This is a genomic window from Chthonobacter rhizosphaerae (assembly GCF_013839525.1).
GTDB classification, from domain to species: Bacteria; Pseudomonadota; Alphaproteobacteria; order Rhizobiales; family Pleomorphomonadaceae; genus Chthonobacter; species Chthonobacter rhizosphaerae.
Genome location: NZ_JACDIS010000010.1, coordinates 149,954 through 161,640, shown reverse-complemented (window position 1 = coordinate 161,640; position 11,687 = coordinate 149,954). Strand labels below are relative to the sequence as shown.

The window sequence follows — 11,687 nt, the reverse complement described above, 5'->3', positions numbered from 1 at the left end:
CGCGGGCAACGGCACCGGCACCTCGGCCGGCGGCACGGGCGGCGCGGGCGGCGTCCCGGGCGGCGGCGGCGGCGGGGGCGGCGGCGCGACCAACGGCGCCCCGAGCGGCGCCGGCGGCGCCGGCGGCCGCGGCGAGGCGTGGATCATCTCGGTCGGGTGACGGACAGGGCGCGAGCGGAGGACGGCGGCATGGCGGCGAGGCGGACGGCGAGCCGGGCGGCGAAGGCCGCGGGCGTGGACGGGTCGGACGGCGGTCCGGCGGGAGAAGGCGCGGGCGCGAAGGGCAGGGAGGCGGGCGATGGCGTGGACGCGGACGGCGTGGCGACGGGGGATGGGGTGGGTGCGGACGGCGTGGCGACGGGGGATGGGGTGGGCGCGGACGGCGTGGCGACGGGCGATGGCGTGGGCGCGGACGGCGTCGCCGGGTCCGCTGAAGGAGGGCTGGGCGCGTCGGGCGGCGGTGTGGTTCGCACGGCGGTGGTTGACGGGGCGGGGCTGGTGGTGAACGTGACGGTGAACGGTCCGGGCTCGGGCTGGACGCCGCCGCCGGGGCACGAGGCGCACCCCTGTCCGGTGTCGGTGTCGCCCGGGTGGCGGCGGTCGGACGCGGACTGGCTGCCGCCGGACCCGGTGGAGTGACGGCGGGCGCGTGGACGCGGGGCAGGCGGAGCCGCTCGCGGGATCGGGCTGACGGATCGCCAGAAACACGGAGACGGGCGGCCGTCCGGGCGGCGTATTCATGGACGGTTCAGCCGCTGCGCCCTAAGGTGGCACCCATGACCCGCCGCCACAGAAAATCCCCGATCGTCGGTGCATTCCTCGCCGCAGCGCTCGCCGCGACGGCCCCGACCGCGGCCGCGGCGGACTGCCTGTCGGCGCGCGAGGCCCAGGCGGCGATCGCGTCCGGGGAGGCGATGCGGCTCTCGTCCGTCGCCCGCCGGGTGGACGGGGACATCGTGAACGCCGAGCTGTGCGAGAGCGGCGGCCGGCTCGTCTACCGGCTGGCCGTGATGGGGCCGGGCGGGCGCGTGGTGACCATCGTGGTGGACGCCCGCACCGGAGCCATCGCGGGCGGCGGCTGAGCGGACGAAGGGAAAGGCCGCGGCTCCGGTTCGCGGCGGCGGGACGGACAAACATGCGCGTACTGATCGTAGAGGACGACAAGGACCTCAACCGCCAACTGGCCGCCGCCTGCCGCGACGCCGGCTTCGTGGTGGACGTGGCGTTCGACGGCGAGGAGGGGCACTTCCTCGGCGACACGGAACCCTATGACGCGGTGGTGCTGGACATCGGCCTGCCGGCCATGGACGGGCTGTCTGTGCTGGAGACCTGGCGGCGCGACGGGCGGCGCATGCCGGTGCTGCTGCTGACGGCCCGCGACCGCTGGAGCGACAAGGTGGCCGGCATCGACGCGGGCGCCGACGACTACGTGGCCAAGCCCTTCCACATGGAGGAGGTTCTGGCGCGCCTGCGGGCGCTGGTGCGCCGGGCGGCGGGGCACGCCTCCAACGAGATCGAGATCGGGCCGGTGCGGCTGGACGTGAAGGCCGGGCGGCTGACCGTTTCGGGCAATCCGGTGAAGCTGACGTCCCACGAGTTCCGGCTCATCCAGTACCTGATGCTCCACAAGGACAAGGTGGTGTCGCGCACCGAGCTGGTGGAACACCTCTACGACCAGGATTTCGACCGGGACAGCAACACCATCGAGGTGTTCATCGGCCGCCTGCGCAAGAAACTCGGCGTCGACATCATCGAGACCGTGCGCGGGCTGGGCTACCGGGTGGGAACGGCCGGGCCGGGGGCCGGCTCCGGGGGGCAGGGCGGAGGTGGCTGAACGCTCGCTCGCCTGGCGCCTCGTCGCCTCGGCGGTGCTGTGGAGCGCCGTCTCGCTGGCGGGCGCCGGCCTTCTCCTCACCCAACTCTACCGGGGCAGCCTGGAGCGCTCGTTCGACGCGCGGCTCGCGGTCTACCAGAAGACGCTGGCGGGCGCGGTCGCGCTCGTGCCGGAAGGAGAGGCGCCGGCGTTCGACAATGCCGGGGAGCCGCGCTTCAACCTGCCGCTGTCCGGCTGGTACTGGCTGGTGCGCGACGCCCGGACCGGGCAGGTGACGGCGGCGTCCCGGTCGCTCTTCGGCGAGATCCTGGACGTGCCGGAACCGCCGGCGGACGGCACGGTGGCGGGCAGCTACGTGGTGGGGCCGCTCAACTACGAGCTCCGGCTGGTGGCGCAGAGGGTGCGGCTGATCGGCGGCCGGGAGCTGGACGTGGCGGTCGCCGGCAACGCGGACGAACTGAAGGCCGACATCGCGTCGTTCCGCAACCGGGTGTTCGCGACCCTGACGGTGTTCGCCGTCGGCCTCGTGCTCGCCACCATCCTGCAGGTGCGACTGGGCCTGCGGCCGCTCGACACCATGCGGGACGGCCTGAAGGCGATCCGCGAGGGCCGGGCGAGCCGGCTGGAGGCGGACCTGCCGCGCGAGATCGCGCCGCTCGCGGAGGAGCTGAACGCCCTGATCGAGACGAACGGCGCCATCGTGGAGCGGGCGCGCGGCCACGTGGGCAACCTCGCCCACGCGCTGAAGACGCCGCTCAGCGTGATGCTGAACGAGGCCCGCGCGGACGACGGGCCGCTCGGCGCCAAGGTGACCGAACAGGTGGCCGTGATGCGCGCCCAGGTGGACCGCTACCTGGACCGGGCCCGCATGGCGGCCGAGCGCCGGGTGATCGGCGCCGCCGCCGAGGCGCGGCGCTCGCTCGACGGGGTCGCGGCGGTGCTCAGGCGCGCCTACGCGGACCGGGATCTCGCCATCGAGGTGAACGGCCCGGCGGACCTGAAGGCCCGGATCGAGCGGCGGGACCTGGACGAGCTCGTCGGCAACCTGATGGACAACGCGGCCAAATTCGGCCGCGGTCGGGTGCGGGCGACCGTGGCGGCGGAGGCCGGAGAGGCGAGCGCGCGGCCGATGATCGCCGTGACGGTGGAGGACGACGGCCCGGGCCTTCCGGACGGGCAGGCGGCGGTGGTGCTGGCCAGAGGGCGGCGACTGGACGAGAGCGTGCCGGGCTCCGGCCTCGGGCTCAACATCGTGGACGAACTGGTGGAGGCCTACGGCGGCAAGCTCGCCTTCGAGACCTCCGACCTCGGCGGGCTGAAGGTGACCGTGCGGCTGCCGCAGAGTTGACGGACCGGGCCCTTGCGGACGGCGTCGCCAGCCGCAAAGGCGCCGCCACCTTGTTCTTCGCAATTCGGCCACGTTCCTGTCGCAAGGAACCAGGGACGATTTGCGCGGTTTGAAGGCAGCGCAGCGGGGACGACGGCTTGCTCCCGCGCAGGGAACGGCCGAGGCGGAGACGGGAGATATCATGCTCGGTGTGAAGAAGATGATTGCGGTCAGCATGGTCGGCGTGACGCTCGCCGGCTGCGCGTCCGACCCCACTGTCGGTCAGAAGGCGTCGCTCGGGACGCTGGCGGGCGCCGTCGGCGGCGCGGCTATCGGCTCGGCGTTCGGCTCCGGCTCCGGCCGGATTGCGGCCGTGGCGGCCGGCGCCCTGATCGGCGGCTTCGTGGGCAACCAGATCGGCGCCCGCATGGACGAGCAGGACCGCCAGTACTACTACGCCTCGCAGGTGCAGGCGTTGAACACGGGCGCTCCTCAGCGCTGGTCCAACCCGCAGACGGGCGTGTACGGCGACGTGCAGACCGGCCCGACCTACTACGTGAACAACTCGCAGTGCCGCGAGTATGTGAGCACCATCTACATCGACGGTCGCCCGGAGACCGCCCGCGGCCAAGCCTGCCGCAACCCGGACGGGTCCTGGCGCCCGGTGGGCTGAGCCCGACCGACAGCGACGAGACGGCATGGAGCGGGGCCGCCTTCGGGCGGCCCCGTTTCGCGTTTCGGGGGCCGGCGGCGAGACGGCCCTGGCCGGGTGCGGGAGGCGCATCGACCGGCGCGCGAATCCGGCCGCCCCCTGGCGGAATCGCGGGGGCGACTCACGGTTCGGTAACGCTTCTGGCTCACCTTGTCTCAACACATCGCATCGCGCGAATGCGAGGCGGAGGACATGTCCCAGGGCCGGCTCATCCAAGACAAGGTCGTCTCCTACCTGAACGGGCTCTCGCCCGGCGCCCGCGCGCTGCTTTTGAGGACGCTGGAAACGAAGGCCGGCGGCGAGGCGGACGCGGAGGCGCGGCTGATCCTGGACGCGACCCGGACGGCCATCCACGGCAACGGCGCGGTGCTGCCGGACCCGGCAACCGTCAAGGACAGCTTCTTCCAGCCGTTCGCCCCGTTCGTGATCCCGGAGACGCTGACGCCGCGCCAGCCGGGCTGGATCGCGGCGCAGTCGATCGACGCCATCTGGACCTACCTGACGCGGGTCGCCATGACGGAGCAGTTCCGCCCGTGGCTGCACCCGCACGCGCTGCGCGGCTATTCCACCGAACGGCACATGAACGACAACCTCGGCGTGCTCCGGTCGGCCGCCGTGGGCGAACTGGCCCGGCAGGCGGCCGCCGCGGCGGAGCACCCGAAGAAGCTGCAGCGCTTCATCGTGGCGCTCGGCGGCGAGGAGGTGCTGCGGGACGCCATGGACCTGATCGACCTCGCCGGCCGGCTGCCCACCCTGGAGCGGCTGCTGATGCGGCTTCCGGTCGCCATCCAGCCGTGGGATCCCACCGAACGATTGGCGATCGAGCAGACCGTCGCCTTCGTGCACACCTATCCGAAGGACCTGGAACTGGCCGCCCTGGCGGTGGCGTCGCGCGCGCCGTCCACCTCGACGCTCGCCCGGGTGGCGCTGGCCCTGGCGGACGAGGACGACGACATCGCGACGGTGCGCCGGTCCGACGGGCGGGTGTTCGTGGACGTGGCGCTTTCGGTGGTGCAGCGGTCGGTGACCCGGTACGCGGGCCTGCGCGAGGACCCGAACGGGCTCGACGCCATGCTGCAGGAGATCCGCCGGTATCACGAAGCCGTGCGCGCGGTGACCGGCGTGCTGGCCCTGGAGGAGGACGGCACCTGGCTGAAGCGGCTGAGCGAGCTGCGGCGCGCCATGTCGGGCCTCATCCTGGAGGACATCGGGGGCGTGGTGGCGCTGATCCGCGCCGCCCTGACGGTGTCGGCCGGCCACCCGCCCGCGGAAGCCGAGGCGAGGGACGCGATCCGGGCGGTGGCGCTGCTGATGGCGGTGCGGAAGTCCAAGGACGCGCTCGCCCTCAACGAACTCGTGACCCGGCTGGTACCGGTGGTGGAACGCTCCCTGGAGGTGCAGGGCGGGCGGCTGATCGAACAGCTGCGCAAGAGCCGCGGCGAGTTTCACGCGGCCATCAGGGCCGCGAGCGACACGCTGATCAGCCTGTCCGCGCTCACGTTCGGGGACGAACACGCCGCGCTGGTGCAGAAGAGCCGCGACATCGCCGCCGCGAGCCGGCCGACGCTGCCGAGCTTCGAGTGAGCGCGCAGCCTGCGACGGTTTGACGGACATCATTGAGGAACCGGGCCAAGTCGCTTATGTGACGGCGAGCGGCCGCCTCTGCGGCCCGCCGAGGTGACATCGCTCCGATGCTGGTCTGGATCGTCTTCGCCCTGATGACCGTCGCGGCGGCGCTCGCCGTGATCGTGCCGCTCGCGCGGCATCGACGCGCCGCGCTGCCGGCGAGCGCGCACGACCGGGCGGTCTACCGCGACCAGCTGGCGGAGCTGGAGCGCGACCGGGAGCGGGGCCTGATCGGCGCCGCGGAAGCCGAGGCGGCCCGGGCCGAGATCGCCCGCCGCCTCCTGAAGGCGAGCGAGGCGGCGGAGGCCGCGTCGCCGCGCCGGTCCTGGGCGAAGCCCGCCGCGATGGCGGCGACGATGGCGATCCCCCTCCTGGCGCTCGGCGTCTACGCGTCGACCGGATCGCCCGACCTTCCCGACCAGCCGCTCGCGGCGCGCCTGCAGGCGCCGCCTGACCCGAACAACGTGGTCGAGATGATCGCCCGGGTGGAGGCGCACCTCGTCAACCAGCCGAACGACGCGGAGGGCTGGAAGGTTCTGGCGCCCATCTACCTTCGCACCGGCCGGGTGGACGACGCGGCGCGGGCCTACCGGGAGATCATCCGCATCGAGGGGCCGTCGCCGGAGCTGAACGAGGCGCTCGGCGAGACCCTGGTGGCGGCCGGGGAGGGGCTGGTGTCCGAGGAGGCGCAGGCGGCGCTGGACGCGGCCGTCCAGGCCGATCCGGACCGGATCAAGGCGCGCTACTATCGGGCGCTCGGCCTGCTGCAGGCGGGGCGCAACGAGGAGAGCCTTGCCGAATACGACGAGATCATCCGCCGCTCGGCCGCGGACGCGCCGTGGCTGGAGCCGGTGCGCGAGAACCGGAAGCGGGCGCTCGCCGCCCTCGGCCGGCCGGCGGACACGCCGGAGCCGGCGGGGCTGCCGGCGGTTTCCGCCGGGCCGGCGGCGGGACCGGGCGCCGCCGACGTGGCGGCGGCCGAGGCGATGTCGGACGAGGAGCGGGCCCAGATGGTGGCCGGCATGGTCCAGCGGCTGGCGGACCGCCTGGAGCAGAACCCGCGCGACCCGGTGGGCTGGATGCAGCTGATCCGCGCCTACGGTGTGATGGAGCGCCCGGAGGACGCGAGCGCCGCCCTGAAAAAGGCGGAAGAGACCTTCAAGGACGACCCGACGATCCTGGCGCAGATCCAGGACGCGGCGAAGAGCATGGGGCTCGTTCCCTGACCGGAAGGGCGACCCCCGGCATTGGACGAGCCGGCACGCGCCCGCGGAGAGGTGCGGCTTCGGGACACGGCAGGGACCAGAGGGCGGGACGACGGCGATGGCGATGACGCGAAAGACGCGCAGGCTGACCTTGATCGGCGTGGTGGGCGTGGTGCTGGCCGCGGCCATGGGGCTGGTGCTCTACGCCATGAGCGGCCAGATCGCGCTCTTCAAGACGCCGACCGACGTGGCCACCACGGGCGCGGAGCCCGGCCAGCGGCTGCGCCTCGGCGGGCTCGTCAAGGAAGGCACCGTCCGGCGCGGCGACGACGCGACGGTGACGTTCGAGGTGACCGACACGGTGAACGCCGTGCAGGTGACCTATTCGGGCCTGCTGCCGGATCTCTTCCGGGAAGGGCAGGGCGTCGTCACCGAGGGCATGCTCGACGCCGCCGGGGTGTTCCGCGCCGACACGGTGCTCGCCAAACACGACGAGAACTACATGCCGAAGGAAGTGGTGGACAGCCTGAAGGCGCAGGGCGTGTGGGAAGGCGATGGCGCGGCCATGCCGTCCACCCGGGATCCGGCGCCGACGGACGCCGCCGCGCCGGCCGCGACGCCGGCGGCGGAGCCCGCGCGGCTGACCAACTGAGGCGCATCGGGTTCGCCGGGCGATCCGGCCGGCGGGCCCTGTAAAAGTTTCCGGCCGACGCCCGGCCACGACACGGGATGGGAGGACGCATGGTCGCCGAGATCGGTCATTTCGCGCTGGTGCTGGCCCTCGCCCTGGCGCTCGTCCAATCGGTGATGCCGATCGTCGGCGCCCGGCGCGGCGACCCGGCCCTGATGGCGGCGGCCTCGCCGATCGCGACGGCGCAGCTCGCCTTCGTCGGCCTTTCCTTCGCGGCGCTGACCTACGCCTATCTGGTGTCGGACTTCTCGGTGGCGAACGTCTACGAGAACTCCCACTCGCTGAAGCCGCTGATCTACAAGATCACCGGCGTGTGGGGGAACCACGAGGGGTCCATGCTCCTCTGGGTGCTGATTCTCGCCCTGTTCGGCTGGTCGGTGGCGGCGTTCGGCCAGAACCTGCCGGCGAGCCTGAAGGCCAACGTGCTGGGCGTCCAGGGCTGGATCACGGTGGCTTTCCTCGGCTTCATCCTGGCGACGTCCAACCCGTTCGCGCGCCTGTCGCCGGCGCCGTTCGAGGGGCAGGACCTCAACCCCATCCTGCAGGACATCGGCCTCGCCATCCACCCGCCGCTCCTCTACCTCGGCTACGTGGGCTTCTCGATCTCGTTCGCGTTCGCCGTGGCGGCGCTGATCGAGGGCCGGATCGACGCCGCTTGGGCGCGCTGGGTGCGGCCGTGGACGCTGGCCGCGTGGGTGTTCCTGACCGCCGGCATCGCCATGGGCAGCTACTGGGCCTACTACGAGCTCGGCTGGGGCGGCTGGTGGTTCTGGGACCCGGTGGAGAATGCCTCCTTCATGCCGTGGCTCGCCGGCACCGCTCTCCTCCACTCGGCGGTGGTGATGGAGAAGCGCAACGCCCTGAAGATCTGGACGGTGCTCCTCGCGATCCTGACCTTCTCGCTGTCGCTGCTCGGCACCTTCCTGGTCCGCTCGGGCGTGCTGACGTCCGTGCACGCCTTCGCGACCGATCCGGCGCGCGGCGTGTTCATCCTGGCGATCCTCTGCGTCTTCATCGGCGGCGGCCTGTCGCTGTTCGCGCTGCGGGCCTCGCAGCTGTCGCAGGGCGGCGTGTTCGCTCCGGTGAGCCGGGAAGGCGCGCTCGTCTTCAACAACATCATCCTGACCGCCTCGTGCGCGACGGTGCTGGTCGGCACGCTCTATCCGCTGGTGCTGGAGGCGCTGACGGGGGAGAAGATCTCGGTCGGCGCGCCCTTCTTCAACCTGACCTTCGGGCCGCTGATGATCCCGCTGATGCTGGCGGTGCCGTTCGGACCCTATCTGGCGTGGAAGCGCGGCGACCTCCTCGGCGCGTCGCAGCGGCTGATGGCCGCCTTCGCGGCGGCGATCGCGGCGGCGCTCATGGCCTGGTACCTGACCGAGGGCGGGCCGGTGCTGGCCGTGCTCGGGATCGGCCTCGCGGCCTGGCTGATCGTCGGCGCGATCAGCGAGCTCGTCAGCCGCGCGCGCTTCGCGGACGTGGGCCTTGCGATCGGCTGGCGGCGGCTCGCCGGGCTGCCGCGCTCGGCCTACGGAACGGCGGTCGCCCATGCGGGGCTCGGCGTGATGATCCTCGGCATCGTGGGGGTGACGTCGCTCCAGGTGGAGAACATCCTGGTGATGAAGCAGGGCCAGACCGCCACCATCGGCCGCTACGAGGTGACCTTCGACAGCGCCGAGACCCGACGCGGGCCGAACTACACCGAGCTCGTCGCCCACATGACGGCCCGCAAGGACGGTGTGGTGGTGGCCAAGATGGACCCGGCCAAGCGGCTCTACACGGCGCGCCAGATGCCCACGACCGAGGCGTCCATCGTCACGCACGGGGTGTCGCAGCTCTACGTGACCCTCGGCGAGGAGAGCGAGCGCACCGACCAGCTGGTGGTTCGCATGTTCGACAAGCCGCTGGTGACGCTGATCTGGATCGGCGCGCTGGTGATGATGGCCGGCGGGATCCTGTCGCTGTCCGACCGGCGGCTCCGGGTGGGGGCGCCGACGCCGGCCCGGCACACGCCGGCGGCGCCGGTCGCGGCGGAGTAGGGGCCATGCGGCATCCCCTCAGAGCGGTTCTCCTGGCGATCGGCCTCGTCCTCGCGGCGATCGGGCCGGCGCTCGCGGTGCAGCCCGGCGAGCGTCTGCAGGACCCGGCGCTGGAGGCCCGGGCGCGGGCGCTTTCGGCGGAGATCCGCTGCATGGTCTGCCAGAACCAGTCGATCGACGACAGCGACGCCCAGCTCGCCAAGGACCTCCGCGTGCTGGTGCGCGAGCGGCTCTCGGCGGGCGACGACGACGACGCGGTGCGCGACTTCCTGGTGGCGCGCTATGGCGAATTCGTGCTCCTGAAGCCGAGGTTCGAGGGGCACACGCTGATCCTCTGGCTCGCCGCCCCGGTGCTGGTGGCGGTGGGGGCGCTGGCGTCCTTCCTGGCGTGGCGCCGGCGGGCGCGCGTCGCCGCCGACGGTCGCCTCAGCGCCGAGGAGGAGGCCGCGCTGGCTCGTGTTCTGTCGGAAGATCAGCGCGGAATGCCCTGACGTTACGAAGATTTAATTAGAGCGGTCGTTTTGCGGGCGCTTTGCAGCCCCATATTCCGGACGCAGGAGCCGATCGACGAAACTGACGACCCCGATGGCGGGATCGCCCGGCGGCTCCGAACCGAGCATCCCTCAGCTTGGAGTTCGCAAGTCCTATGTCGACCTCACAGAATCCCCGGTCCGGACGCGCCGCCACGATGAAGCGCGCGCTCCTCGGCGGCGTCTTCGCCCTCACCCTCGGTGGGCTCGTCGCCGGCCAGACCGTCTTCCCGCTCGACACTCCGGCCAACGCCCAGAACATCTCCGAAGCGATCCAGCAGCCGCTGTCCTTCGCCGACGTGGTGGAGCGCGTGCAGCCGGCGGTCGTTTCCATCCGCGTCAAGGCGACGGAGGAGGCCAACGCAGGCGGCCAGATGCGCGGCCTGCCGAACATCCCCGAAGACCATCCGCTCTACGAGTTCTTCCGGCGCTTCGGCCAGCCGGGCGGCCCCAACATCCCGGGCATGCCCGGCATGCCGGGCGCGCCGGGCGAAGGCGGCCCGCGCGGCGAGAACTTCGCGCTCGCCCAGGGCTCGGGCTTCTTCATCACGGCCGACGGCTACGTGGTGACGAACAACCACGTGGTCGAGCGCGCCGAGGAGGTCACCGTCGTGATGAACGACGGCGCCGAATACCCGGGCAAGGTGGTCGGCACCGACCCGAAGACCGACCTCGCGGTCGTCAAGGTGGACGCCTCCCGCGAGTTCCCGCACGTGGCCTTCTCCAAGGGCGAGACCCGCGTGGGCGACTGGGTGGTGGCCGTCGGCAATCCGTTCGGCCTCGGCGGCTCGGTGACCGCCGGCATCGTCTCGGCCCGCGGCCGCGACATCGGCGCCGGCCCCTATGACGACTTCATCCAGATCGACGCGCCCATCAACAAGGGCAACTCCGGCGGCCCGGCCTTCAACCTGACCGGCGAGGTGATCGGCGTGAACACCGCCATCTACTCGCCGTCGGGCGGTTCGGTCGGCATCGGCTTCGCCATCCCGGCTGCCACCGCCGAGCAGGTCGTGCGCGACCTGATCGACGACGGCCAGGTGGTGCGCGGCTGGCTGGGCGTCCAGATCCAGCCGGTGACGCCGGATCTGGCCGAGAGCCTGGGCCTGGAGGCCGCCAAGGGCGCCCTCGTGACCGAGCCGCAGCCGGACAGCCCGGGCGCCAAGGCCGGCATCCGCGCCGGCGACGCCATCGTGGCGGTGAACGGCGCCGAGGTGGAGAGCGCGCGCGACCTCGCCCGCACCATCGCGGCCTACGCGCCGAACACCGAGGTGGACGTCGAGCTCTACCGCAACGGCGAGAAGCAGACCGTCAAGGTCAAGCTCGGCACCCTGCCGGGCGAGCAGCAGCAGGCGGCGGTGTCGCCGCAGACCACCGCTCCGGCCTCGATCGACGACCTCGGCCTGTCGCTCGCCCCGGCCGCGACGGTCGGCGCCGGCGACGCGGGCGTGGTGGTGACCGAGGTGGACCCGAACGGCGCCGCGGCCGAGAAGGGCCTGCGCCAGGGCGACGTGATCCTGGAGGTCGCGGGCCAGCCGGTGAACGGCGCCCGCGACGTGGAGAACGGCCTGAAGGCCGCCTCCGAGGCCGGCCGCAAGTCGGTCCTGATGCGCGTGAAGTCCGGCGACAACGTGCGCTTCGTGGCGGTGACCATCGGCAACGCCTGACGGCGGGGCAGGCATGACGAAAAGGCGGGCCGGGAAACCGGCCCGCTTTTTTCGTGCCC

General features: G+C 72.5%; 11 protein-coding genes. All 11 read left to right on the top strand.

Features of this window, described 5'->3' with window-relative positions; all coding sequences use genetic code 11:
• Nucleotides 1-189: 189 nt before the first annotated feature.
• The 11 genes from HND91_RS17510 (at nt 190) to HND91_RS17460 (ending at nt 11,628) form a co-directional block, all read left to right on the top strand.
• Nucleotides 190-639 (top strand): hypothetical protein, encoded by a 450-nt coding sequence (locus HND91_RS17510; protein ID WP_181707884.1) that lies wholly within the window; start codon nt 190-192, stop codon nt 637-639.
• A 137-nt stretch (nt 640-776) separates the two neighbouring features.
• A complete protein-coding gene (locus HND91_RS17505) occupies nt 777-1,082 on the top strand; it encodes a PepSY domain-containing protein (RefSeq protein ID WP_210272764.1) in 306 nt (101 codons plus the stop codon).
• 53 nt (nt 1,083-1,135) lie between these two features.
• Entirely contained in the window at nt 1,136-1,834 is a 699-nt protein-coding gene (locus tag HND91_RS17500) for a response regulator transcription factor (protein ID WP_181707883.1), read from the top strand.
• A complete protein-coding gene (locus HND91_RS17495; protein WP_181707882.1) occupies nt 1,827-3,182 on the top strand; it encodes an ATP-binding protein in 1,356 nt (451 codons plus the stop codon). Before HND91_RS17500 ends, HND91_RS17495 begins: the two co-directional genes overlap by 8 nt.
• Before the next feature lie 181 nt (nt 3,183-3,363).
• Nucleotides 3,364-3,834 (top strand): RT0821/Lpp0805 family surface protein, encoded by a 471-nt coding sequence (locus tag HND91_RS17490; RefSeq protein WP_246329547.1) that lies wholly within the window; start codon nt 3,364-3,366, stop codon nt 3,832-3,834.
• A 231-nt stretch (nt 3,835-4,065) separates the two neighbouring features.
• Entirely contained in the window at nt 4,066-5,457 is a 1,392-nt protein-coding gene (locus tag HND91_RS17485) for a hypothetical protein (RefSeq protein WP_181707881.1), read from the top strand.
• A 107-nt stretch (nt 5,458-5,564) separates the two neighbouring features.
• Entirely contained in the window at nt 5,565-6,725 is a 1,161-nt protein-coding gene (gene ccmI / locus HND91_RS17480; RefSeq protein ID WP_181707880.1) for a c-type cytochrome biogenesis protein CcmI, read from the top strand.
• A 103-nt stretch (nt 6,726-6,828) separates the two neighbouring features.
• Entirely contained in the window at nt 6,829-7,356 is a 528-nt protein-coding gene (gene ccmE, locus HND91_RS17475) for a cytochrome c maturation protein CcmE (protein WP_181707902.1), read from the top strand.
• 89 nt (nt 7,357-7,445) lie between these two features.
• Nucleotides 7,446-9,434, top strand: a complete 1,989-nt coding sequence (locus tag HND91_RS17470; protein ID WP_181707879.1) for a heme lyase CcmF/NrfE family subunit — start codon at nt 7,446-7,448, stop codon at nt 9,432-9,434.
• A 5-nt stretch (nt 9,435-9,439) separates the two neighbouring features.
• Nucleotides 9,440-9,925 carry a cytochrome c-type biogenesis protein gene (locus HND91_RS17465; protein WP_181707878.1) on the top strand — a complete coding sequence of 162 codons (486 nt, stop codon included), beginning with the start codon at nt 9,440-9,442 and terminating at the stop codon, nt 9,923-9,925.
• A 197-nt stretch (nt 9,926-10,122) separates the two neighbouring features.
• The gene (locus tag HND91_RS17460) at nt 10,123-11,628 is read left to right on the top strand and encodes a Do family serine endopeptidase (protein WP_246329546.1); all 1,506 of its coding nucleotides are present in this window, start codon (nt 10,123-10,125) and stop codon (nt 11,626-11,628) included.
• Nucleotides 11,629-11,687: the final 59 nt, after the last annotated feature.

What these genes read in the sequence shown, in the direction of transcription:
- HND91_RS17505 (WP_210272764.1), top strand. Translation starts at nt 777, where the DNA reads ATGACCCGCCGCCACAGAAAATCCCCGATCGTCGGTGCATTCCTCGCC.
- HND91_RS17500 (WP_181707883.1), top strand. Translation starts at nt 1,136, where the DNA reads ATGCGCGTACTGATCGTAGAGGACGACAAGGACCTCAACCGCCAACTG.
- HND91_RS17470 (WP_181707879.1), top strand. Translation starts at nt 7,446, where the DNA reads ATGGTCGCCGAGATCGGTCATTTCGCGCTGGTGCTGGCCCTCGCCCTG.
- HND91_RS17490 (WP_246329547.1), top strand. Translation starts at nt 3,364, where the DNA reads ATGCTCGGTGTGAAGAAGATGATTGCGGTCAGCATGGTCGGCGTGACG.
- HND91_RS17485 (WP_181707881.1), top strand. Translation starts at nt 4,066, where the DNA reads ATGTCCCAGGGCCGGCTCATCCAAGACAAGGTCGTCTCCTACCTGAAC.
- ccmI (WP_181707880.1), top strand. Translation starts at nt 5,565, where the DNA reads ATGCTGGTCTGGATCGTCTTCGCCCTGATGACCGTCGCGGCGGCGCTC.
- HND91_RS17510 (WP_181707884.1), top strand. Translation starts at nt 190, where the DNA reads ATGGCGGCGAGGCGGACGGCGAGCCGGGCGGCGAAGGCCGCGGGCGTG.
- ccmE (WP_181707902.1), top strand. Translation starts at nt 6,829, where the DNA reads ATGACGCGAAAGACGCGCAGGCTGACCTTGATCGGCGTGGTGGGCGTG.
- HND91_RS17465 (WP_181707878.1), top strand. Translation starts at nt 9,440, where the DNA reads ATGCGGCATCCCCTCAGAGCGGTTCTCCTGGCGATCGGCCTCGTCCTC.
- HND91_RS17460 (WP_246329546.1), top strand. Translation starts at nt 10,123, where the DNA reads ATGAAGCGCGCGCTCCTCGGCGGCGTCTTCGCCCTCACCCTCGGTGGG.